The 22,044-nt window shown below is 72.0% G+C and carries 20 protein-coding genes; 12 read left to right on the top strand and 8 right to left on the bottom strand.

Annotation, left to right across the window (positions count from 1 at the left end; genetic code table 11):
- Position 1: 1 nt before the first annotated feature.
- Positions 2-1,858, bottom strand: a complete 1,857-nt coding sequence (kefC, locus tag KA711_15115; GenBank protein ID MCM0610296.1) for a glutathione-regulated potassium-efflux system protein KefC — start codon at positions 1,856-1,858, stop codon at positions 2-4.
- Positions 1,859-1,861: 3 nt separating this feature from the next.
- Positions 1,862-2,452, bottom strand: coding sequence for an NAD(P)H-dependent oxidoreductase (locus tag KA711_15120; protein MCM0610297.1), 591 nt, complete (start codon positions 2,450-2,452; stop codon positions 1,862-1,864).
- 79 nt (positions 2,453-2,531) lie between these two features.
- Between KA711_15120 and KA711_15125 the strand changes: the two genes are divergently transcribed.
- From KA711_15125 to KA711_15140, 4 genes are all read left to right on the top strand, one after another.
- Positions 2,532-3,149, top strand: coding sequence for a ParA family protein (locus tag KA711_15125; protein ID MCM0610298.1), 618 nt, complete (start codon positions 2,532-2,534; stop codon positions 3,147-3,149).
- 14 nt (positions 3,150-3,163) lie between these two features.
- On the top strand, positions 3,164-3,637 hold the full coding sequence (locus tag KA711_15130; protein ID MCM0610299.1) for a MaoC family dehydratase: 474 nt from the start codon (positions 3,164-3,166) through the stop codon (positions 3,635-3,637).
- Positions 3,638-3,717: 80 nt separating this feature from the next.
- On the top strand, positions 3,718-4,476 hold the full coding sequence (locus KA711_15135; GenBank protein ID MCM0610300.1) for a response regulator transcription factor: 759 nt from the start codon (positions 3,718-3,720) through the stop codon (positions 4,474-4,476).
- 163 nt (positions 4,477-4,639) lie between these two features.
- Complete coding sequence (locus KA711_15140) at positions 4,640-6,058, top strand: HAMP domain-containing histidine kinase (GenBank protein ID MCM0610301.1); 1,419 nt, start codon at positions 4,640-4,642, stop codon at positions 6,056-6,058.
- Here the strand turns inward: KA711_15140 and KA711_15145 are convergent.
- Together KA711_15145 and dinB are read right to left on the bottom strand one after the other, a co-directional pair.
- Positions 6,006-7,160, bottom strand: a complete 1,155-nt coding sequence (locus tag KA711_15145) for an alpha-hydroxy-acid oxidizing protein (protein MCM0610302.1) — start codon at positions 7,158-7,160, stop codon at positions 6,006-6,008. The two genes, KA711_15140 and KA711_15145, sit on opposite strands and share 53 nt — an antisense overlap.
- 99 nt (positions 7,161-7,259) lie before the next feature.
- Complete coding sequence (dinB, locus tag KA711_15150) at positions 7,260-8,390, bottom strand: DNA polymerase IV (GenBank protein MCM0610303.1); 1,131 nt, start codon at positions 8,388-8,390, stop codon at positions 7,260-7,262.
- A gap of 142 nt (positions 8,391-8,532) precedes the next feature.
- On the opposite strand from dinB, the gene KA711_15155 reads away from it, so the two are divergent.
- Entirely contained in the window at positions 8,533-8,883 is a 351-nt protein-coding gene (locus tag KA711_15155) for a hypothetical protein (protein ID MCM0610304.1), read from the top strand.
- Positions 8,884-8,905: 22 nt separating this feature from the next.
- Here KA711_15155 and mltB read toward each other — a convergent pair whose 3' ends face one another.
- Genes mltB through KA711_15175 form a run of 4 tightly spaced genes read right to left on the bottom strand, consistent with a single transcriptional unit; the run spans position 8,906 to position 14,008 of the window.
- Positions 8,906-9,982, bottom strand: a complete 1,077-nt coding sequence (mltB, locus tag KA711_15160) for a lytic murein transglycosylase B (protein ID MCM0610305.1) — start codon at positions 9,980-9,982, stop codon at positions 8,906-8,908.
- Positions 9,983-10,026: 44 nt separating this feature from the next.
- Positions 10,027-12,027: a DUF3488 domain-containing transglutaminase family protein gene (locus KA711_15165; GenBank protein MCM0610306.1), complete on the bottom strand. Its 2,001-nt coding sequence runs from the start codon at positions 12,025-12,027 to the stop codon at positions 10,027-10,029.
- 59 nt (positions 12,028-12,086) lie between these two features.
- Positions 12,087-13,073, bottom strand: a complete 987-nt coding sequence (locus tag KA711_15170; GenBank protein MCM0610307.1) for a DUF58 domain-containing protein — start codon at positions 13,071-13,073, stop codon at positions 12,087-12,089.
- Positions 13,070-14,008: a MoxR family ATPase gene (locus KA711_15175; GenBank protein MCM0610308.1), complete on the bottom strand. Its 939-nt coding sequence runs from the start codon at positions 14,006-14,008 to the stop codon at positions 13,070-13,072. Before KA711_15175 ends, KA711_15170 begins: the two co-directional genes overlap by 4 nt.
- A 41-nt stretch (positions 14,009-14,049) precedes the next feature.
- On the opposite strand from KA711_15175, the gene KA711_15180 reads away from it, so the two are divergent.
- From KA711_15180 to KA711_15210, 7 genes are all read left to right on the top strand, one after another.
- Entirely contained in the window at positions 14,050-14,988 is a 939-nt protein-coding gene (locus KA711_15180; protein ID MCM0610309.1) for a histone deacetylase family protein, read from the top strand.
- On the top strand, positions 14,988-16,280 hold the full coding sequence (locus KA711_15185; GenBank protein ID MCM0610310.1) for a mechanosensitive ion channel: 1,293 nt from the start codon (positions 14,988-14,990) through the stop codon (positions 16,278-16,280). Before KA711_15180 ends, KA711_15185 begins: the two co-directional genes overlap by 1 nt.
- Positions 16,281-16,436: 156 nt before the next feature.
- Complete coding sequence (locus KA711_15190; protein MCM0610311.1) at positions 16,437-19,295, top strand: monovalent cation/H+ antiporter subunit A; 2,859 nt, start codon at positions 16,437-16,439, stop codon at positions 19,293-19,295.
- On the top strand, positions 19,292-19,672 hold the full coding sequence (locus KA711_15195) for a Na+/H+ antiporter subunit C (GenBank protein ID MCM0610312.1): 381 nt from the start codon (positions 19,292-19,294) through the stop codon (positions 19,670-19,672). The genes KA711_15190 and KA711_15195 overlap by 4 nt, the downstream gene beginning before the upstream one ends.
- On the top strand, positions 19,669-21,237 hold the full coding sequence (locus KA711_15200; protein ID MCM0610313.1) for a monovalent cation/H+ antiporter subunit D: 1,569 nt from the start codon (positions 19,669-19,671) through the stop codon (positions 21,235-21,237). The genes KA711_15195 and KA711_15200 overlap by 4 nt, the downstream gene beginning before the upstream one ends.
- A complete protein-coding gene (locus KA711_15205) occupies positions 21,234-21,749 on the top strand; it encodes a Na+/H+ antiporter subunit E (protein ID MCM0610314.1) in 516 nt (171 codons plus the stop codon). The genes KA711_15200 and KA711_15205 overlap by 4 nt, the downstream gene beginning before the upstream one ends.
- Entirely contained in the window at positions 21,746-22,027 is a 282-nt protein-coding gene (locus KA711_15210) for a K+/H+ antiporter subunit F (protein MCM0610315.1), read from the top strand. Before KA711_15205 ends, KA711_15210 begins: the two co-directional genes overlap by 4 nt.
- Positions 22,028-22,044: the final 17 nt, after the last annotated feature.

A 22,044-nucleotide genomic window follows, 5' to 3' on the forward strand; every position in this document is an offset into this window, starting at 1 on the left:
ATCAATCGGGCCCGTCGCCCAGGCCGTCCCGCGCCGAGGCGGCGAAGCCCTCGCCCCGCTGCACTTCGCGCGCGCGGCGCTGCTCACGCTCGCGCGCCCACAGCTGCTCAAGCTGAGCACGGCCCTGCTTGGCCAGTGCGATCAGCGAGCGCTCGTCGCCCTGGTGCGCCGCCAACTCGTGCAGCAGCTCAAGGTTGTGGCGGCGAAAGCGCAGCGCCTGATTGCGCGCGGTGTGCGGTTCCCAGCCCATCAGCTCCAGCACCGAGCGGCCGCTCATCAGGGCCGAGTCCAGCGTCTCGCGCTCGATGTGCTGCACACCGCGTGCGTGCAGGCCGGCCCAGTGCGTGGTGTTTCGGGCGCGCGCCACGATGGTGGCGTTCGGAAAGTGTTCGCGCAGCAGGTCGACCGCGGCCAGGCTCTGCCCGACATCGTCGATGGCCACCACGACCACGCGCGCGCGCCCGGCGCCGGCCACGCGCAGCAGGTCCAGCCGGGTGGCGTCGCCGTAGTGAGCCGGCCAGCCGAACTTGCGCACGCTGGCCACCTGGCCGGCATCATGGTCGAGCACCGTGGCGGCAAGGCCCTCTGCGTTGATGAGCCTCGCCACGATCTGGCCATAGCGGCCGAAGCCCAGGATGAGGATGGGCGCCGCCTGCTCCTCGGCGATCTCCGGCGGCGTCGGGCCCGAGCGCCCTGCCGCCAGCCGCGGCACGATGACACGGTCCACCAGCACCATCACCAGGGGTGTGAGCAGCATCGAGATGGCGATGGCCGCCAGCAGGAAGCTGGCCGCCGCAGGCGGCAGCAGTGCCGCGCCGCCGGCTGCCTGCAGCACCACGAACCCGAACTCGCCGCCCTGCGCCAGCATCACCACGAACACGGGGCGCTCGGCCAGCGGGATGCCCATCCACCGCGCCATGGCCAGCAGCAGCAGGGCCTTCACCAGCAGGAAGCCGAGCACCACGGCGGCCATCGAGAAGGGTTGTGCCCGCACCACCGCGAAGTCGATGCTCATGCCCACGGCGATGAAGAACAGGCCCAGCAACAGTCCCTTGAAGGGTTCGAGGTCGGTCTCCAGCTGGCGGCGGTACTCGCTCCCGGCCAGCAGCACGCCGGCCAGGAAGGCGCCCAGCGCCATGCTCAGACCCACGGCCTGCATCAGCGCCGCGGTGGCCACCACCAGCAGCAGGCTGGCCGCGGTGAAGATCTCCGGCGTGTCGCTGCGCGCGATCCAGCGCAGCGCCGGCCGCAGCAGCAGGCGCCCGCCGAAGACGATGGCCAACACCATGCCCACGGCCTGGGCGGCGGCCATCCAGCCCCCCGCGCCGTGTGCTTGCTGCACGGCGAGCAGCGGCAGCAGCGTCAGGATGGCGATGCCGCCGATGTCCTGGAACAAGGAAACGCTCAGGATGCTGCGCCCGCCCGCGGTGGGCATGAGGTTGCGCTCGGCCAGCGTCGACAGCGCGATGGCGGTCGAACTCTGCGCCAGCGCCAGACCCGACACCAGGGCCAGCCGCCAGTCCAGCCCCGCGGCCAGGGCCACGCCGGCCACCAGCGCGGTGGAGCCCAGCAACTGCACCGTGCCCCAGCCGAAGATCGGCCGCCGCAGAGCCCACAGCCGGCGCGGCTCGAGCTCCAGTCCCACCAGGAACAGCATCAGCACGACCCCGAACTCGGCGATATGCAGGATCGCCGTGGCGTCGGTCACCAGCCGCAGGCCCCAGGGGCCGATGGCGATGCCGGCCGCCAGATAGCCGATCACCGAGCCCAGACCCAACAGCCGCGCCAGCGGCACCGCCAGGACCGCAGCGCCGAGGAAGATCAGGCCGTTCAGCAGCCAGGACGAGACTGCGTCCATGGCTCAGCCGCCTCCCACTGCCGGGCGGGCATCGGCCGGCACCTCGCAGGCGGGGAGCGCCGGGGCATCGTCGGCCAGCTCCGGCCAGCCCTGCACCGAGGGCCAGGCCGCGAGCCGCGCCGAGAACAGCGCTGCGTGGGCGTCGATCTCTTTGTCGGTGGCGCGGTGCGCACCGTGCAGCACCAGCGGCGGCAGCCAGCGCATGCCTGTGAGCGCGGCGGTCTGCTCGCAGGGGTGCAGGAAGGCGTCGAAGAAGCAGCGGTTGTAGCCATCAGGGCGGTAGCTGGCCTCGGGTCCGCCGGTGGAGGCTGCGAGCCACAGCGCCTTGCCCTGGAGCGCGCGGCCGCCCGGGCCGTAGGCCCAGCCGAAGGTGAACACCTCGTCGAGCCAGAGCTTGAGCAAGGGGGGCATCGAGTACCAGTGCACCGGATGCAGCCACACCAGGAGTTCGGCCTCGGCCAGGCACTGCTGCTCGGCACCCGTGTCGATCAAATAATCGGGGTACAGGGCGTAGAGGTCGCGCACCGTCACTTGCGATGCGGGCAGGCGGGCCGCGCAGCGCATCAGCGCGCGCGTGGCCCGCGAGTGGTCCATCTGGGGGTGGGCGGCGATGACGAGGGCTCGGGCCAAGGCCTCGCTACCATAACCGACTCAGTTCAACCAAGGAGGGCACATGCCGGTGATCGTGATCGCCAACCCCAAGGGCGGGGTCGGCAAGAGCACGCTGGCCGTCAATGTGGCGGGCTGCCTGGCCCGCGCCGGGCATCGTGTGATGCTGGGCGACGTTGACCGACAGCAGTCGTCGCGCGAGTGGCTGGCGCTGCGCCCAAAGGCGGCGCGGCCCATCGACGGCTGGGACGTGTCCGGCGACGACATCGTGCGTCCGCCCAAGGGCACCACGCATGTGGTGCTGGACACGCCGGCCGGCCTGCACGGCAAGCGGCTCGATGCCGTCATGAAGATCGCCGACCTGCTGCTGATCCCGCTGCAGCCCAGCCCGTTTGACATCCGGGCCACGCACCCTTTCGTGCAGGCGCTGCGCGCGCACCGGCGCGGCGCCGAGGTGAAGATGGGCCTGGTGGGTATGCGCGTGCGCGAGCACACGCGGGCCGTGGAACAGCTCCAGAGCTACCTCGGCACGCTGCCTGTGCCGGTGGTGGGCTGGCTGCGCGACACCCAGAACTACGTGCAGCTGGCGGCGCACGGGCTCACGCTGTTCGACGTGGCGCCCAGCCGCGTGGAGCGAGATCTTGAGCAATGGCAGCCCCTGTCTGCGTGGCTGGGTGCCTGAAGGAGCCGACGACCATGCCCACCTCTTACGCCACGCTGGCCGAGCTGGCCGGCCATGTCGGCCAGCACCTGGGCACGAGCGACTGGGTCGAGGTCGACCAGGCCCGCATCGACGCCTTCGCCGCCGCCACGGGTGACCACCAGTGGATCCATGTCGACGCCGAGCGCGCCAAGGCCGGGCCCTTCGGAACGACGATCGCCCACGGGTTCCTCACGCTGAGCCTGCTGCCGATGCTGTTCGACACCGGCTTCGGCATCGCCAACGTGAAGATGGGCGTCAACTACGGCCTCAACCGCGTGCGCTTCATGAGCCCTGTGCCGGCGGGCAGCCGGCTGCGTGCCCACTTCAGGCTCCTGGCCTTCGAGCCCTTGCCGACGCCGCCGGGCGCAGGCTTAGGCGCGCAGCTCACGGTGGAGGCTACGATCGAGCGGGACGGCGCGTCCAAGCCGGCTTGCATAGCCGATACCGTCTCGCGCCGCTACACCTAACCCTCCCCCGAAAGTGGGCCCCGGAGGCGGTGCGCCCCCCACCCACAATGGCGAGTTCCGGGAAGCATTGAGGAAGAGACATGAAGGTGTTGCTGGTCGACGACCACCCGCTGGTGTTGTCGGCGTTGCAGACGGTCATCCTGGCCATAGGCGGCGACACCACCGTGCTGGGAGTCGAGACGGCGCAGGCAGCCCGTGCGGCGTTGCGCGATCACCCTGACTTCGACCTCGTGCTGCTGGACCTGTCCCTGGGCGACGGCGACGGTTTCGAGCTGCTCGACGAGTTCCGCGCCACCTACCCGGCGGTGCCGGTGGTCGTGGTGTCGGCTTCCGACCGCACAAGCGATGTGGTCCGCGCCATCGACGCTGGCGCGATGGGCTACCTGCCGAAGAAGAGCGCGCACGCCGAGCTGCACCATGCGCTGCGCCTGGTGATGACCGGCTCCATGTATGTGCCGTCGCAGCTGTTGGGTCTCCCGTTCAACCGCAGTCTGGCGCCGACCTCCGGTGAGACGCTGCCCGGCGCCGTTGACGGCGCGGCGCTGCCGCCGGGCCTGACGGCCCGCCCGGAGCCCCAGAAGACGCTCAGCATGAAGGACCTCGCCCTGACGCCGCGCCAGACCGAGGTGCTGTCGCTGCTGCTGCAGGGGCTGCCGAACAAGTTGATCGCGCGCGAGCTCAACCTGAGCGTGGAAACCGTGAAGGACCACGTTGCCGCCGTGCTGCGCGCCCTGGGCGCGAGCACCCGCACGCAGGCCGTGCTGGCCGTGAGTCAGATGACGCAGGGCCAGGGCTTGGGTTTCAGCTGGCGCCCGCCGGGCAACGGCGGGGATCGCTGAGGCTGGCGTGGCCCCGCCACCGACCGGGCCGGTGCCCGCCGCGGACGAGCCGGGGCTGCCGGTGCGGCCGGACGCCGGCAGCGATGCCGAGGCGGACCACCTCCGCGCGCTGTACGTGCAGACCCCGGCCTCGCTGGCCGGCAACGGCGTCGGCCTGCTGCTGATGGCGACGATCTTCGTGCCACTGGCGCCGGGCCCGAAGATCGGCGCCTGGGTGGCGGTGGCCGCTGTCCTGTGGCTGCTGCGGCTGGCGCACTGGCTGCGTTTTCGGGCCCAGCCGCAGGCCCCGGCTGCGCTGCTCCACCACTGGCGCACCAGTTGGAAAGCGCTGAGCCTGTCACTCGGCGCGCTCTGGGGCTCGGCGGTCTGGTTGTTCTGGGGGCTCGGAACTCCGTACCACCAGATCGTCCTGATCCTCATCGTGTACTCGTACTGCCTGGGCTCGGTTCAGCTGATGGCCACCCAGCGCGGGCTGTTCCTCGCCTTCATCAGCCTGGCACTCGCGCCCACCATCCTGCGCATTGCGTCCGACACCGGCCAGGAGTGGCACCTGCAGCTGGCCTTGATCCTGACGCTGCTGTTCTTCCTGACGGTCCTGATGGCGCGCACCTTCGGCAATGCGCTGGGCCAGGCGATCGCGCTGAAGCGCCGCACCGACGAGCTTGCTGCCCGGCTGGGCCACGAGATGACGCTGGCCGATGAAGCGCGCCGCGCCGCCGACGAGGCGCGCCGCGCTGCCGAAGCCGCCAACCGCGCGAAGACGCGGTTCGTCGCCGCCGCCAGCCACGACTTGCGCCAGCCGCTGCACGCGATGGCCCTGTTCGCCGAGGCGCTGCGCCAGCGTGTCCGCGATCCGGAAGTTGCCTCGCTGGTGAACAGCATCCAGGACAGCGTCGATGCCCTTGAGAGCCTGTTCAGCGAACTGCTCGACATCACCCGCATCGACACGGGTGGCGTCGACGTGCACCCCGAGCCCTTGCGGCTGAAGGAGCTGTTCGGCCGGCTGCGCCTCCACCTGGAGCCCACTGCCTACGAGAAGGGGCTGATGCTCAGCTTCCGCGGCGAGGATCACGTGGCGATGGTCGACCCGGTGCTGCTGGAGCGCGTGTTGCGCAACCTGGTGAGCAACGCCATCCGCTACACCGACGACGGCGGCGTGCTGGTCAGCGCGCGAGTGCGCCAGGGTGGGCCGGGCGGTACCCGGCATCTGCTGCTGCAGGTATGGGACAGTGGCATCGGCATTTCCGAGGACAACCTGCCGCGGATCTTCGACGAGTTCTTCCAGGCCCAGGGGGCGCGGCCGCTGCAGGCCCACCTGCGCAAGGGGCTGGGGCTGGGGCTGGCCATCGTCAAGCGGCTGGCGGCGCTGATGGAGGCGCCGATTGCGGTGCGTTCGCGCGCCGGCCGCGGCACGGTGTTCTCGCTGGAGCTGCCGCTCTGGAGCGCGCCGCACCGTGCCGGCGCCACGTCGGCGCCTTCGGCCAAGGCCCCACCGGGCCTGGGGCTGGGCTGTGGTGGGGCAGCCCCGGTCACGCCACCGGATACGTTCCCGGCACGAGGATCGACCGATTCACGCTCCTGAGCTGCGTGTGCCCGCAGAAGGCCATGGTCACGTCCAGCTCCTTGTGCAGGATCTGCAGCGCCTTGCTGACGCCGGCCTCGCCCATCGCTCCCAGGCCGTAGGCCATCGCCCGGCCCACCATCGTGCCGCGGGCGCCCAGGGCCCAGGCCTTGAGCACGTCCTGACCGCTGCGGATGCCGCTGTCCATCCAGACTTCGGTCTGGTCGCTGACGGCCTGCACGATGGCCGGCAGCGCCTCGATGCTGCTGGGCGCACCGTCGAGTTGCCGGCCGCCGTGGTTGCTGACGACGATGGCGTCGGCGCCGTGCTGCACCGCGAGCTGCGCGTCCTCGACTTCCATGATGCCCTTGAGAATCAGCTTGCCGCCCCACTGCTGCCTGACCCAGTCGACGTCGGGCCAGCTCAGCCGCGGGTCGAACTGCTCGTTCGTCCAGGCCGCCAGGCTCTTCATGTCGCTCACACCCTTGACGTGGCCCACGAGGTTGCGGAAGGTGTGGCGCCGGGTGTTCAGCATGCCCCAGCACCAGCGCGGCTTGGTGGCCAGGTTGAGGATGTTCCGCATCGTCGGCCGCGGCGGCGCCGACAAGCCGTTCTTCAGGTCCTTGTGGCGCTGGCCGATGACCTGCAGGTCCAGCGTCAGCACCAACGCGCTGCACTTCGCGTCCTTGCAGCGCTGGATCATGCGCGCCATGGCGTCGCGGTCGCGCATCATGTAGAGCTGGAACCAGAACGGCGCCGTCGTGTGCTCGGCGATGTCCTCGATCGAGCAGATGCTCATCGTGCTCAGCGTGAACGGGATGCCGAACTTCTCGGCCGCACGCGCGGCGTGGATCTCGCCGTCGGCGTGCTGCATGCCCGTCAGGCCCACCGGTGCGATGGCCACCGGCATCCTGGCCGCCTGGCCCGCCATCGTGACGGCGGTGCTGCGGTTCTCCATGTTCACCGCGACGCGCTGGCGCAGCTTGATGCGCTGGAAGTCTTCGCTGTTGGCGCGGTAGGTGCTCTCGGTCCAGCTGCCGCTGTCGGCATAGTCGTAGAACATGCGCGGCACCCGCCTCTCGGCGAGCCGGCGTAGGTCTTCGATCGTGGTGATGACGGTCATGGGGCGGGTCTCCTGCGGGGTGCCGATGCTAGCCAGCGCCCGCACGGGCCCTTCGGGCGGCCGTGCGGGCGCTGCGCCGATGCTACGCAGCGGCGCGGCTCACACCTTCACCAGACCGGCCACGCGCACGCCCAGCAGGCGCAGTCGGCGCGTCAGCGCGACGCGCTTGAGGCACTGGCCGGCTGCGTGCCGGATGGCCGCCGCGTCGGCCGCCGCCTCGGGCAGGGTGTGGTCGCGTGTGACGGTCCTGAAGTCCTCGAAGCGCAACTTGATGCCGACGGTGCGGCCGGCATAGCCCTTGCGCTGCAGGTCGGTGGCGAGGCGCTGCACCAGCTCGTCGAGCACCGTCGTCAACTCGGCTCGGTCGCGCACGGCGTGCAGGTCGCGGTCGAAGGTGGTCTCGCGGCTCATCGACACCGGCTCGGAGTGCGTCTCCAGCGGCCGGTCGTCGCGGCCATGGGCCACCTCATGCAGCCAGCGTCCGGTGCTGCGGCCGAAGGCGACCACCAACGCGGCGCGATCGGTGGCCGCCAGCTCGCCCACGGTGCGGATGCCCATTGCCGCCAGCTTCGCGCCGGCCTTCGGGCCGATGCCGTTGATGCGCCGCACCGGCAGCGGCCAGATGCGCGTGGGCACCTCGGCCTCGGTCAGCACGGTCAGGCCGTCGGGCTTGTCGAGCTCGCTGGCGATCTTGGCCAGCAGCTTGTTCGGCGTCACCCCCACCGAGCAGGTGAGTCCGGTGTGCCGGCGCACGGTGTTGCGGATCTCCTGGGCCACGGCGCGCACACCGCCGCAGCCGTCGAAGCCGATCGGATCCTGGGCTCCAGGGACGTCGGTCAGATCGATGTAGATCTCGTCGATGCCGCGGTCCTCGATCACCGGCGCGACCTCGGCCACGGCGGCCTTGAAGGCGCGCGAGAGCTGCCTGTAGCGCTCGAAGTCGGTGGGCAGCAGCACGGCCTGCGGCGCCAGCGCCGCGGCCTTCATGAGGCCCATGCCGCTGTGGATGCCAAAGTCGCGCGCCGGGTAGGTGGCCGTGGTGACCACGCCGCGACCGGCGTAACCGTCCAGCGTCGCGAAGCGCCGCGTGCCGTCGGCCAACAGCGTCGGCTGGTGGCGCCGACCGCCGCCGATGACCACCGGCAGCCCTTTCAGCTCCGGGTAGCGCAGCAGCTCCACGGACGCGTAGAAGGCGTCCATGTCGAGGTGGGCGATCCAGCGGCGGGCCATCACCTCGCGAGCCTACCTCGGCCGGGGCTGTTCCCGACGCCGCCGAGCGATGCGCGCCCGGGGCCGGGTGCAGGGCGCATCACCGGTCGCCCCTGCGACCTTGTGCCGCACGCGCTGACGCGACGCGACCTACACTGACGGCATGAAGCACACGCCTGCGCCGTCCGAGACCTGGGTTCTGCACGCCGCCGCCGCCTCGCTGGTGGCCGCGCTGGCCTGTGTCGCCCTGTTCCTGCCGCCGCTGCTGGACGACACCATCGCCACGCCGCTGCGGGCCGCCGCCACGGGTGCGGCGCTGGGGGTGACGCTGCTGCTGCACTGGATCTTCCTGGGCATGGCGGCGCGGCGTCTGCAGCGGTCGGTGCCGGCCTGGGTGGGCCTGTCGGTGCTGGTGTTCCCGATGGGCAGCGTGCTCTCCCTCGTGCTCCTGGGCTGGTTCGCCGACGCCTCGGCGCCAGGCCGCGGTCAGCCGCAGGCAGCGGCCCAGGGCTGACGACCAGACGGACGCCGGACCTTCAGGGCCGCCGCGCGGCGGCGCGGCGCAGTTCGGCCGCCAGGTCGATCACCGCCATCGCGTAGTAGGCGCTCCAGTTGTAGCGTGTCAGGGCCCAGAAGTTGGTCGTGCCCAGCACGAAGCTCGGTGCGGCTGCGCCGTTTTGCAGCTCCACCAGCGCCATCAGGCCTGGGTGCCCTCGTGCGGCCTCGGGCAGCACGGCGCCGCGGGCCTGCAGTTGCTCGGCGCTGAAGGTGGGGCGGATGTCGGGCGCAAGCAGCGCGGCGCGGTCGGCGGTGTCCACCGGCACGGCCACCCCGAAGTGCGTGGGCAGGCCGCGCTGCCAGCCGTGCTCGGCCAGGTAGTGCGCGACGCTGCCCACCACGTCGGCCGGCTGGCGCAGCAGGTCGATGTGGCCGTCGCCGTCCATGTCGATCGCATAGCGGTTGATGCTGCCGGGCATGAACTGCGGCAGCCCGATGGCGCCCGCGTAGCTGCCGCGCGTGCGGCCGGGCGCCAGGCCCTCGCGCCGGCACCACACCAGGTACTCCTCGAGTTGCTCACGGAAGAACGCGCTGCGGTCGCGACCTCCTGCGGGGAACTCGAAGGCCAGCGTGGCCAGTGCGTCGACGACGCGGAAGCTGCCGGTGATGCGGCCGTAGAAGGTCTCGATGCCGACGATGGCCACCACCACCTCGGCCGGCACACCCCAGCGCTGCTCGGCCTCGGCCAGCCAGGCCTCGTGCCCGCGCCAGAAGGCCACCCCGGCGGCCACGCGCCGGGGCTCGACAAATCGCGCGCGGTACGCGGCCCAATCCTTGGCCGTGCCGGCCGGCGGCGGCATGATCAGCTCGCGCACCCGCTGCACCCGGTGGGCGTCGGCCAGGGCGGCCTGCAGCCACTCCGCCGGCAGGCCGCGGCGGGCGGCGACCTCGGCGACGAAGGTCTGCGCCGCCGGGTGGCTTCCGTAGCGCAGCCCGGGCGGCGGGGACCGGTGGTCGGGTGCCCGCGGCGGGCCGCCGGCCAGCGCCAGGGGCGCCAGTGCCAGACCGGCACAGGCCAGCAGTGCCTGCAGGTGGCGGCGGCGCGCCGCGGGCACGTTGCGGCCAGGCTCGGGCTGGGGGGCGGTCACGCGCCCATTATTCAGCCCGGCCGCGCCGCCCGTGCCGCCCCTGCGAATGCGGCCCACCACTGCCGCAGCGCTGCAGGCGGCAAGGCCGTGTCGCGGCCGTAGCGTTCGCGGTCCAGCGCCTCCAGCGCCGCCGCCAGCAGCTCGCCCGCCGGCCCGAGTTGCGCGCGCACCCGCCGTGCGCGTTCGCGCGGGGCCTCGTGTGCCCCCACGGCCACGCCCAGGGCCGCCAGCCGCGCTGCCACGCGGACCTGCAGCCGCACCCAGGGGTCCTGGCGGCGGCGGTCCCACCTGGCCCACAGCGCGCCGGCCAGCGCGGCGCCGCACAGCAGCGCCATGAGGGCCTGCACCAGCTGGGTCCAGTCGGGGCTTTGCACGCCCAGCTTGCGCAGCAGGTCGAACTGCTGGCCGCGCGAGTAGCTCAGCACCCACTGGTTCCAGTGCTGGTTCATCGTCTCCCAAGCGGCCCGCAGACGATGGGCCAGCTCGGGATCGAGCGCGTTCATCGCCCCGGCCACCAGGCCCGGCGCCGGTGCCAGGCGCTGGCTGCGGCGCACGCGGTCGGGCGCCACGGCCGCGGTGGGGTCCACGCGCACCCAGCCGCGCTGCGGCAGCCAGATCTCGGCCCAGGCGTGGGCGTGGCTGTTGCGCACGATCAGGTTCCCGTCCTGCAGCACCGGGTCGGCGCCTTGGTAGCCGGTGACGATGCGCGCCGGCACGTCCATGGCGCGCATGACCACCACGAAGGCGCTGGCGAAGTGCTCGCAGAAACCGAGCTTGCGGTCGAACCAGAACTCGTCGATGGCGTTGTCGCCGTAGGGGCCGGGCTCCAGCGTGTAGGTGTAGCCGCCGCCGCGGATGTGGCGCAGCACCGCCTCGGCCAGCACGAGGCCGTCAGCCGTGGCGTGCTCATGCCGCGCCCGCAGCTCGGCGGCCCACTGCAGCGTGCGCGGGTTGGTGTTGGGCGGCAGGTCGACCAGGTCGCGCAGGCCGAGCACGTCGTCGCGCGGGCCATGGCGGTGCTGCAGGAAGGCGGTGGCGGTGATGCGCTGGCGCTGCGCCAGCGGCCGGTTGGCCTGCCACTGGCCGTCGACGCGCTGCACAAGCTGCCAGCCGGCGATGCGGGGCGCGGCGCCGGGGAGGTCGGGTGTCATCTCCAGCAGCGGCAGCAGCGGCAGATGGTTCGGCTCGATCGTCATCTCGTAGCGCAGCGGCGGCCCGCCCACCTGCAGCGCCAGCTGCGGCTGCAGCGGTGGCGGGAAGCTGGGCACCAGCCGTGTCCACTCGCGGCCATCGAAGGTGGACAGCACCGGGCCGCGGAAGTAGAGCTGGTCCTGCGGCGGCACCGCGCCCTCGAAGCGCACGCGCAGCGCGATCGAGTCGTCCTCGGCGACCGAGGCCACGCCCCCCAGGCGCAGCGAGCCCGACAGGCCGGTGCGCGCGGCGGCGTCCTGCGGCAGCCCCCACAGCGGGCCGATGCGCGGGAAAAGCACGAAGAGCACCACCATCAGCGGCAGGCCCAGCAGCGCCGCCTGGGCCGCCACCGCGCCGGCACGCGCCAGCGGCGGGCGCCCCACCGGCATGTGGGCCAGGGTCAGGGCCGTGAGCAGTCCCCAGACGGCGACCAGCAGCCACAGCCCGGTGAGCAGCGTCTGCGAGTACAGGAAGTGCGTCAGCACCAGGAAGAAGCCGAGGAAGAACACCACCAGCGCGTCACGCCGCGCGCGGAGCTCCAGCGTCTTCAGCGACACCAGCACCACCAGCATGGTGATGCCCGCCTCCTTGCCCAGCAGCGTGCGCTCCTGCCACCCGGTCAGCGCCGCGGCCAGCAGCAGCAGGCCCGCCAAGGGCCAGCGGCTGGGCAGGCTGCCGCCCCACAGCGTGAGCCAGCCGCGCCAGCTCAGCACGGCCAGCGTCATCAGCCCGCACCAAGCCGCCAGGTGCAGCAGGTGCGGTGCCACGGTCCAGGTGATCACGCCCAGCAGGAACAGCGTGTCGCGGGCGTCGCGCGGCAGCGCTGCCCAGCGCGGCCAGCCGGTCCAGCCGGCGCTGCCGCCCAGGCGTCGTCGCGCGATCAGCGGCTGCTCCACTCGGCCAGCAGGTCCAGCGCGGCGCGGCGGTGGGCCTCGCCCTGGCGCGGCGGGAGCTCGTGGCCGGGCAGGCGCAGGCCGCAGTCGATGCCGCTGCGCTCGGCCTGCAGCACCCAGGCGGCCAGGCGCGACAGGCGGGACTCGACGTCGGCTGTGCCGGTCTCGGCCCAGTCCAGCCACAGCGAACGGCTGGCCAGGCCGGCGGTCTCGCGGCTGACGAGCTCGCCGGAGGCGGCGACCTTCTTCCAGGCCAGCTGGCGCAGCGAGTCGCCGCGCCGGAACGGCCGCACGCCGTCGAGCTCGCTGCCGCTGCGGCGCCGTGCCGCGCGCTCGTCGCCCGCCGCGGCGCCGTGCGCCGGCAACGGCGGCGGTGCCACCTCGGGTGCGGGCCAGGCTCGCACACGGCCGGCGGGACGCCACACGCTCCAGGCGCGGAACAGGCCGAAGGGGTAGTCGGTCTCCAGCACCAGCGCCGGCACACGGTGCCAGCCGCGCTGCGGCGGCGTGAAGCTCAGCCGCGCCTGCGCCTGGCCTCCGGCCGGAGCGTCGCACAGCGCCAGGTGGCGGCCGTTGCGCAGGCGGTCGTCGAAGCGCAGCGCCAGGCCGTGGCGTTCGCGTCCCGGGTTGTGCAGCACCACTTCCAGCTTCGCCGGCTGGCCGGCGAAGTTGCTGGCCACGGGCTTGAGGTGCAGCGTCAGGCCGCGCAGGTTGCCGTGCGTCAGGTGCATGCTGACGAGGCCGGTGCCCGCCAGCAAGAAGGTCAGCGCGTAGCCGAGGCTGAGCTGGTAGTTGATGCTGGCCAGCAGCATCACCACCAAGGTCAGCGCGAATGCCAGCCCGGCGCGGGTGGGCAGGATGTAGATGTTGCGCTGGCCCAGCGCCCAGCGGTCGGTGAGCGGCAGCCGCGCCTCCCACCACGCGCGGAAGCGCTGCCGCGGCGACAGTGTGGCGGCCAGCGATGCCGGGTTCATGGGATGGGCGTAGCCTCGATCATGGCGCGCACCTGCTCGACGGCGCCGCGCCCGGCGCCGGCCGCCGGCACGACCCGGTGCGCGATGGCCTGGGGCAGGATGGCCTGCAAGTCGTCGGGGGCCACGTAGTCGCGCCCGGCCATCCGTGCGCGCGCCTGGGCCACGCGCAGCACGCCCATGCCGGCACGCGGGCTCAGACCTTGGGCGAACCACTCGCCGCTGCGCGTGGCGGCGATCAGGGCCTGCAGGTAGTCCAGCAGCGGCGGCGCGGCCCTCACCGCCCGCACCTCCTGCTGCGCCAGCAGCAGGTCGGCTGGCGGCAGCATCGCCTGCAGCTGCATCGCCGCGTGGCGGCGATCGCCACCGGCCAGGAGCTCTCGCTCGGCGGCGCGGTCGGGATAGCCCAGCGTGATGCGCAGCAGGAAGCGGTCGAGCTGGCTCTCCGGGAGCGGGTAGGTGCCGAGCTGGTCGGACGGGTTCTGTGTCGCGATCACGAAGAACGGCTCGGGCAGGGCCCGCGTCTCGTTGTCGACGCTGACCTGGTGCTCCTCCATGGCCTCCAGCAGCGCGCTCTGGGTCTTGGGGCCGGCGCGGTTGATCTCGTCGGCCAGCAGCACCTGGGTGAACACCGGGCCGGGGTGGAAGACGAAGCTCTCGCGGCTGCGCTCGAAGACGCTGACGCCGATCAGGTCCGAGGGCATCAGGTCGGCCGTGAACTGCACACGGCGGAAGGCCAGCCCCAGGCTGAGGGCCAGCGCGTGCGCCAACGTCGTCTTGCCAACCCCGGGGACATCCTCAATCAGCAGGTGCCCGCCGGCCAACAGGCAGGCGACCGCGTCCTCGATCTGGGCGCGTTTGCCCACCACGATCGTGCTAACCTGATCGACCAGCCGAGACAACTGGGCGCTGCGGGTGGCGGGGAGGTGGGCGTTCATCCCGCCGACCTTACCCGAAGCCCGCCGACCCCGAAGCCCCGATGAGCACCGCCTTCTTCAGCCACCCTGCCTGTCGCGGTCACGATATGGGGGCGGGCCATCCGGAGTGCCCCCAGCGCCTGGACGCCATCGCCGATCACCTGCGCGCCACCGGCCTCGACCTCGTTCTCGATCACCAAGAAGCGCCCCTGGCCACGCCTGTGCAGCTGGGCCGCGCCCACGCCGGCAACTACGTGAGCCAGCTCGTCGAGCGGCTGCGCGCCATCCAGGATGGCGGCGAGTCTCGCCACCTCGACCCCGACACCGTGGCGGCGCCCGGCACGCTGGCCGCCGCCCTTCGTGCCGCCGGCGCGGCGGTGGCGGCCACCGACGCCGTCATCACGGGCCGGGCCCACAACGCCTTCTGCGCCGTTCGTCCGCCCGGGCACCACGCCACGCGCGACGAGACCATGGGCTTCTGCTTCTTCAACAACGTGGCCGTGGCGGCGCGGCATGCGCTCGACGTCCACGGCCTCAAGCGCGTGGCCATCGTCGACTTCGACGTGCACCACGGCAACGGCACCGAAGACATCATTGCCGGCGACGAGCGCGTGCTCATGGTGAGCTTCTTCCAGCACCCGCTGTACCCCTACAGCGGCGCCGTGCCCAAGGGCACGAACATGGTCAACGTGCCGATCGATCCCTACAGCCGCGGCGCCGCCGTGCGCAAGGTGATCAGCGAACACTGGGTGCCCGCGCTCGAGGCCTTCCGGCCGCAGATGATCTTTGTCAGCGCCGGCTTCGACGCCCATCGCGAGGATGAGCTGGGCCAGCTGGCGCTGGTGGAGGACGACTACGCCTGGATCACGCGGCAGCTGGTGGACGTGGCCGGGCGCCATGCCGGGGGCCGCGTGGTGTCGTGCCTGGAAGGCGGCTACAGCCTGTCGGCGCTGGCGCGCAGCGTGGCCGCGCATCTGCGCGTGCTGGCCGACGTCGCCTGATGGCAGGCCCTGCCGTGGCGCCGGCCTCGACGGCCGCTGAAGTCCACCTCCTCGTTGCCAACCTCACCAGCCGCACGGCCTTGATCGAGCTGGCGGCCTTTGTTGGCTGCCTGCTGCTGGCCTGGGCACTCGTGCGGCTGTTGCGGGGCCCCCTGGCGCCGCGCGAGAACTCGGTGTGGTTCGGCCAGCGCATCGTCGACGGCGTGATGTTCCCGCTGCTGGCGCTGTTGCTGGCGCTGTTCACGCGCTGGCTGCTGCAGGGCCAGGTGCCCACGGCGGTGTTCAAGCTCGTGGTGCCCATACTGATGTCGCTGGCGGCCATCCGGCTGACGGTGCGCGTGCTGCACCAGGCCTTCCCCACCAGCCCCGTGGTGCGCCTGTTCGAGCGCACGTTCTCGTGGGTGGCGTGGATCGCGGTGGTGCTTTGGGTCACGGGCATCCTGCCGCTGCTGCTGGCCGAACTCGACCAGATCACCTGGAAGCTCGGCGGCACCACGATCAGCGTGCGCAACCTGCTCGAGGGCGCCATCAGCGCCGTCGTGGTGCTGATGGTGACGCTGTGGCTGAGCTCGCTGCTCGAGCAGAGGCTGCTGCGGGGCGCGGTCGAGAACCTGTCGATGCGCAAGATGGCGGCCAACGCGCTGCGCGCGCTGCTGCTGTTCATGGGCCTGCTGTTTGCCCTGTCGGCCGCGGGCATCGACCTCACCGCGCTGGGCGTGCTGGGCGGCGCGCTGGGCGTGGGCATCGGCTTCGGGCTGCAGAAGCTGGCCTCGAACTACGTGAGCGGTTTTGTCATCCTGGCCGAGAACAGCATGCGCATCGGCGACCTGGTGCGTGTGGACAACTTCGAGGGCCGCATCACCGACATCACCACGCGCTACACCAAGATCCGCGCGCTCAACGGCCGCGAGAGCCTGGTGCCCAACGAGATGATGATCACCCAGCGCATCGAGAACGTGACGCTGGCCGACAGCCACGTGCTGCTGACCACCGTGGTGCAGGTGGCCTACGGCACCGACGTGACGCGCCTGATGGCCGAACTGCTGGAGGTCGTCAAGACGGTGCCGCGCGTCCTGGCCGATCCGCCCCCCGCGGCGAACCTCACGGCCTTTGCGCCTGACGGGCTGGAGCTCACCTTCGGCTTCTGGATCGGCGATCCCGAGAACGGCCAGCTGAACGCGCGCAGTGGGGTCAACCTGGCGCTGCTGGCGGCACTCAACGAACGCGGCGTCGAGATCCCCTTCCCGCAGCGCGTGCTGCACCAGGCCCAGCCGGCGGCCGAGGGCCGCTGAAGCGGCCACCCGCGATCCCGTGGGGCCTTGCCGCCGGTATGGCACCGTCAGCAAGGTTCAAGGAACGAGCCACTACACTCGCGCGCCGAATCGGGATAGGGGTGGCCCGCAAGGGCTGTGCCGCGCCACGATGACATCCGATCAACCAGAACGAGCATGAGCGGCGCACTGCTTCCGATCATCGTCCTGCTGCCGCTCGTGGCCGGCACCGTGCTCACCGCCTGGGCGGCCGGCGACGAAAGCCCGGCGCGCCGGCGGCTCACGGCGGCCGTGGCCGGTGCCGTGGCCGGGGCCTCGTGCATGCTGTTGATGCTGCTGGCGCCGACGGCGCTGAACGGCCCGCTGCTGCTGTGGCAGGCCGAGTGGGTGCCGGGCATCGGCCTGAACCTGGGCTTCCGGCTGGATGCGCTGGCCTGGATGTTTGCCTCGCTGATCACGGGCATCGGCCTGCTGGTCATCCTGTATGCGGCGTTCTACCTGCATGCAGACGACCCGGTGCGCCGTTTCTTCCCGGCGCTGATGCTGTTCATGGCGGCGATGCTGGGCATCGTGCTGTCGGACAACCTGCTGCTGCTGGTGGTGTTCTGGGAGCTCACCAGCATCTCGAGCTTCCTGCTCATCGGCTACTGGAGCCGGCTGGAAGAGTCGCGCCAGGGCGCGCGCATGGCGCTGGCCGTCACCGGCGGCGGCGGCCTGGCGCTGCTGGGCGGCGTGGTGCTGCTGGGGCAGATCGCCGGCACCTACGAGCTCTCGACCATGGTCGCCCAGGCCAGCGTGATCCAGGCCCACCCGCTGTACCCGCCGGCGCTGGTGCTGGTGCTGCTGGGCTGCTTCACCAAGAGCGCGCAGGTGCCGTTCCACTTCTGGCTGCCGCAGGCCATGGCCGCGCCGACGCCGGTGTCGGCCTACCTGCACTCGGCCACCATGGTGAAGGCGGGCCTGTTCCTGCTGCTGCGGCTGGACGAAACGATCGGCGGCACGCCGCTGTTCGAGGGCCTGGTGGCCTCGGCGGGCCTGGTGACCATGGTCTTCGCCGCCGGCGTGGCCGTGTTCAAGCACGACCTGAAGGGGCTGCTCGCCTACAGCACCGTCAGCCATCTGGGCCTGGTGACCTTCCTCATCGGCCTGGCCTCGCCGCTGGCCACGGTGGCGGCGGTGTTCCACATCCTCAACCACGCGGCCTTCAAGGCGGCGCTCTTCATGAGCGCCGGCATCGTCGACCACGAAACCGGCACGCGCGACATGCGGCGCCTGGGTGGCCTGATCACCGTGCTGCCGGTGGTGGGCACGCTGGTGCTCGTGGCCAGCGCCGCGATGGCCGGGCTGCCGCCGTTCAACGGCTTCATCAGCAAGGAGATGATGCTGCACGAGGCCCTCTACGCGCCGGGCAACGGCCTGTGGGGCGACTTCGGTGGGCTCATTCCCGTGCTGGCCACGCTGGGCGGGCTGTTCTCGGCGGCGTACTCGCTGCGCCTGGTGCACGACACCTTCTTCGGCGCGCCGGCCACCGATCTGCCGAACCCGCACCCGCACGAGCCACCCTGGGGCATGAAGGCGCCGGTGCTGCTGCTGGTGGGCGTGTGCATCGCGGTGGGGCTGATGCCGATGCTCATCGCCGGCCCGCTGGTGCTGGCGGTGGCCACCACGGTGCTGGGCGCGCCGCCGCCGGCCTTCGAGCTGGCGCTGTGGCACGGCTTCAACCTGCCGCTGCTGATGAGCGCCCTGGCGGTGGCCGGTGGCGCGGGTCTGTACGCGCTGATGCAGCGTGGCGGCTGGCTGCACCGTGCGCCCGCGGGCTGGGTGCAGGCGCGGGCGATCTTCTGGTGGCTCAACGACCGCATGTTCGAGGCCGCCGGCCGCTTCACACGCGCCGTCGAGACGCGCTCGCTGCAGAGCTACGCGGCCTGGATGGTGGCCTCGGTGGTGGTGCTCGTCACCTGGGCGCTCTGGGCGCCGGCGGGCGACGCCCCGGCCACCGGCGCACGCGCCACGAACGCCGCCAAGCCGCTGGCCGTGGTGGTGTGGCTGCTGCTGCTGGCCACGGCCACGGCGGTGGTGGTGTTGCAGCACCAGCGGGTGGTGGCGGTGGTGCTGACCGGAGCCGTGGGGCTGGTGGCTTCACTCACCTTCCTGTCGCTGTCGGCGCCCGACCTGGCGATGACGCAGATCTCGGTCGACGTCGTCTCCACCGTGCTGCTGCTGATGGGCCTGGCGCTGCTGCCGCAGCTGGCCAAGGCCGAATCGGCACCCTGGCGGCGCTGGCGCGACGGCGCGCTGGCCGTGGCCGGCGGCGGCGGCATCGCGTGGGTGACCTGGCTCGTGCTGACGCGTGACTTCAGCAGCATCAGCTGGTACTTCCTGGAACAGTCGGTGCCCAAGGGTGGCGGCACGAACATGGTCAATGTGATCCTGGTCGACTTCCGTGGCTACGACACCTGGGGTGAGATCACGGTACTGGGCATCGCCGGCGTCGGCGTGCTGGCGCTGCTGGACGGCCTGCGCGCGCGCCGCCCGCTGCAGGACGACGCCGGCCGCGGCTGGAGCTACGCCGAGCCGCCGCTGATGCTGCGCCAGGTGGCGCGCCTGGTGCTGCCGCTGGCGCTGGTGGTCAGCGTGTACATCTTCTGGCGCGGCCATGGCCTGCCGGGCGGGGGCTTCATCGCCGGGCTGATCACGGCCGTGGCGCTGGTGCTGCAGTACATGGCGCAGGGCCAGGGCTGGGCCGAGGGGGTGCTGCACGCGGGCGGCGGCACGCGCTACACACGCTGGATCGGCAGCGGCCTGCTGATCGCCGGGCTCACGGGCGCGGGCGCCTTCCTGCTCGGCCGGCCCTTCCTCACCAGCGCCCACGGCAACCCGGTGCTGCCGCTGCTGGGCGAGGCGCCTTTGGCCACCGCCGCGATCTTCGACCTCGGCGTGTACATCACCGTGGTGGGTGCCACGATGCTGATGCTCTCGGCGCTGGGCGCTGCCAGCAAGGAGCCGCCCCGTGCGGCCGGGGGAGCACCGGCATGACGCTGAGCCTGGAGTTCCTCGTCGCCACCGGCATCGGCTGGGTCACCGCCTGCGGCATCCTGCTCTTGCTGCGCGGCCGCAGCTTCGCGGTGGTGCTGGGCCTGAGCCTGATCGGCTACGCGGTGAATGTGTTCATCTTCGCGATGGGCCGGCTGTGGACCGGTGCGCCGCCCATCCTGGGCACCGGCGCCACGAGCTTTGCCGACCCGCTGCCGCAGGCGCTGGTTCTGACGGCCATCGTCATCGGCTTTGCCACCACCGGCTTCGTGATCGAACTCGCGCTGCGCAACCGGCACGAGGGCGGCAGCGACCACGTCGATGGCCTCGCCGATGACGAGGTGCGCCAGCGTGAAGGCCCGCCGGAGGGCGTGCGATGAGCTTCATCGACCACCTGCCCGTGCTCGTGGTGCTGCTGCCGGCGCTCACGGCGGTGGCGCTGCTGTTCATCGGCGACGGGCGCCTGCGCGTGGCCCGCACGCTGGCCCTCGTGTCCACGGGCCTGTTCGCGCTGCTGGCGGCGCTGCTGGTGGCGCGCGTGAGCGGCGGCGACATCCTCGTCTACCGCGTCGGCGAATGGCCGGCGCCCTACGGCATTGCGCTGGTGGTGGACCGCCTGGGCGCGCTGATGGTGGCGCTCACCGCCGCCGTGGCGCTGCCCGTGCTGCTGTACGCCACCGGCGGCTGGGACAGCCACGGCCGCCACTTCCACCCGATGTTCCAGTTCCAGCTGATGGGGCTGGCGGGCGCCTTTGTCACCGGCGACCTGTTCAACCTGTTCGTGTTCTTCGAGGTGCTGCTGATCGCCAGTTATGTGCTGATGCTGCACGGGCAGGGCCGCGAGCGCTTCAAGGCCGGCCTGCACTACGTCGTGCTCAACCTGGTGGCCTCGGCGCTGTTCCTCATCGGCGTGTCGCTGCTGTACGCGCAGACCGGCACGCTGAACCTGGCCGACCTGGCGCTGCGCGTGCCGCAGCTGCAGGGCGCCGATGCGGCGCTGGCGCAGGCCGGTGGCCTGGTGCTGCTGGTGGTGTTCGGCTTCAAGGCCGCGCTGGTGCCGCTGGCGGTGTGGCTGCCCGGCACCTACGCCGCGGCCAGCGCGCCGGTGGCGGCGCTCTTCGCCATCATGACCAAGGTCGGCGTCTACGCGCTCGTGCGCGTGCATGGCGTCGTCTTCGGCGCCGGCGCAGGCGAGGTTGCGTTTGCCGCCCAGCCCTGGATCCTGCCGCTGGCGCTGGCCACCAGCGTGGTGGGCGTGATGGGCGCGCTGGCCTCGCGCACGCTGCCGCGGCTCGTGGCTTGGCTCACGGTGGCCTCGGTGGGCACGGTGCTGGTCGGCATCGGCCTCTTCACGCCCGCGGCCTGGGGCGCGGCGCTGTACTACCTGGTGAACAGCGCGCTGGTGGTGGCGGGCCTCTTCCTGCTCGGCGAGATCGTCGCCGCGCAGCGTGGTGACGCCGCCGATCAGCTGGAGCCCGGCCCCGCCGTCGGCCAGCCGGTGCTGCTGGGCCTGGCGATGCTGCTGGCCGCCGCGTCGGCCGCGGGGCTGCCGCCGCTGCCGGGCTTCATCGGCAAGGCCATGCTGCTGGAGGCCGCGGCCGTGCATCCCTGGATGGGGCTTGTGTTTGCGGTGGTGCTGGGGGCCGGCCTGCTCACCCTCGTGGGCCTGGCGCGCGCCGGCAGCATCCTGTTCTGGCATGTGCGCGAGGACCTGCCGGCCTGCACCGCGTCGGGCGGCAGTCCGCGGCTGCAGGCGGCCACGGGTCTGCTGCTGGCACTGACGGTGGCGATGAGCGTGTTTGCCGGCCCGGTGCAGCGCTACACCGCGGCCGCCGCGGTACAGCTGGGCGACCGCGCTGCCTACGGCCGCGCCGTGCTGGCGCCGCGCGAGGTGACGGTGCTGCCGTACCGCTTCGACCCACCCCCACCGGAGGTGCAGAAGTGAAGCCTGCTGCCGACACGAACCGCGGCGCCCCCGGCTGGCTGGCGCACCCCGTGCTGTCGCTGCTGCTGGCCGCCGCCTGGCTGCTGCTGCGCGAAAGCGCCGCGCCGGCCGACCTGCTGTGGGCCGCCGTGCTGGGCCTTGCCATCCCGCGCCTGTTGCACCGCTTCCTGGGGCCGGCTCTGCGGCCGCGTGCGCTGGGTGTGGCCGTGCGGCTGGCCTTCGTGGTGCTGTACGACATCGTCGTCTCCAACCTCACCGTGGCGCGCATCGTGCTCGACCCGGTCTCGCGGCCGCAGCCGGCCTGGGTGCCGGTGAAGCTGGACACCACCCACCCGACGGCCATCACCCTCTTCGCCACCATCATCACCACGACGCCGGGCACCGTGAGCTGCGTCGTCGACGAGCAGCGAGGCGAGATCCTCGTGCACGCTCTCGACTGCGACGACCCCGCCGAGGCCGCGCGGCAGATGAAGTTGCGCTACGAGGCGCCGCTGATGGAGATCTTCGGATGACACCGACCTGGCTGTCGCTGGCGCTGCTGTTCGCGATCGGGGCCGTGGGCCTGGCCATGCTGCTGTGCGGCTGGCGCTTGCTGCGCGGCCCGACGCTGCCCGACCGCGTGCTGGCGCTGGACACGCTGTACGTCAACGTCGTGGCCTTCGTCGTGCTGCTGGGCATCCGCCAGGGCACAGGGCTGTACTTCGAGGCGGCGCTGCTGATCGCGCTGCTGGGCTTCGTCTCCACCGTCGCGCTGGGCCGCTATCTGCAGCGCGGCGACGTCATCGAATGAGGAGCGCCGCATGACGA

It is taken from the genome of Ideonella sp. WA131b (assembly GCA_023657425.1).
In the GTDB taxonomy this organism is placed as follows: Bacteria; Pseudomonadota; Gammaproteobacteria; order Burkholderiales; family Burkholderiaceae_C; genus Rubrivivax.

Bases quoted from the DNA above. Each gene is read 5' to 3' on its own strand.
- KA711_15135 (MCM0610300.1), top strand. From the start codon at position 3,718: ATGAAGGTGTTGCTGGTCGACGACCACCCGCTGGTGTTGTCGGCGTTG.
- KA711_15210 (MCM0610315.1), top strand. From the start codon at position 21,746: ATGACACCGACCTGGCTGTCGCTGGCGCTGCTGTTCGCGATCGGGGCC.
- KA711_15130 (MCM0610299.1), top strand. From the start codon at position 3,164: ATGCCCACCTCTTACGCCACGCTGGCCGAGCTGGCCGGCCATGTCGGC.
- KA711_15125 (MCM0610298.1), top strand. From the start codon at position 2,532: ATGCCGGTGATCGTGATCGCCAACCCCAAGGGCGGGGTCGGCAAGAGC.
- KA711_15200 (MCM0610313.1), top strand. From the start codon at position 19,669: ATGAGCTTCATCGACCACCTGCCCGTGCTCGTGGTGCTGCTGCCGGCG.
- KA711_15180 (MCM0610309.1), top strand. From the start codon at position 14,050: ATGAGCACCGCCTTCTTCAGCCACCCTGCCTGTCGCGGTCACGATATG.
- KA711_15185 (MCM0610310.1), top strand. From the start codon at position 14,988: ATGGCAGGCCCTGCCGTGGCGCCGGCCTCGACGGCCGCTGAAGTCCAC.
- KA711_15120 (MCM0610297.1), bottom strand. From the start codon at position 2,452: ATGGACCACTCGCGGGCCACGCGCGCGCTGATGCGCTGCGCGGCCCGC.
- KA711_15170 (MCM0610307.1), bottom strand. From the start codon at position 13,073: ATGAACCCGGCATCGCTGGCCGCCACACTGTCGCCGCGGCAGCGCTTC.
- KA711_15190 (MCM0610311.1), top strand. From the start codon at position 16,437: ATGAGCGGCGCACTGCTTCCGATCATCGTCCTGCTGCCGCTCGTGGCC.
- KA711_15145 (MCM0610302.1), bottom strand. From the start codon at position 7,160: ATGACCGTCATCACCACGATCGAAGACCTACGCCGGCTCGCCGAGAGG.
- KA711_15140 (MCM0610301.1), top strand. From the start codon at position 4,640: ATGGCGACGATCTTCGTGCCACTGGCGCCGGGCCCGAAGATCGGCGCC.
- dinB (MCM0610303.1), bottom strand. From the start codon at position 8,390: ATGGCCCGCCGCTGGATCGCCCACCTCGACATGGACGCCTTCTACGCG.
- KA711_15155 (MCM0610304.1), top strand. From the start codon at position 8,533: ATGAAGCACACGCCTGCGCCGTCCGAGACCTGGGTTCTGCACGCCGCC.
- kefC (MCM0610296.1), bottom strand. From the start codon at position 1,858: ATGGACGCAGTCTCGTCCTGGCTGCTGAACGGCCTGATCTTCCTCGGC.
- KA711_15195 (MCM0610312.1), top strand. From the start codon at position 19,292: ATGACGCTGAGCCTGGAGTTCCTCGTCGCCACCGGCATCGGCTGGGTC.
- KA711_15175 (MCM0610308.1), bottom strand. From the start codon at position 14,008: ATGAACGCCCACCTCCCCGCCACCCGCAGCGCCCAGTTGTCTCGGCTG.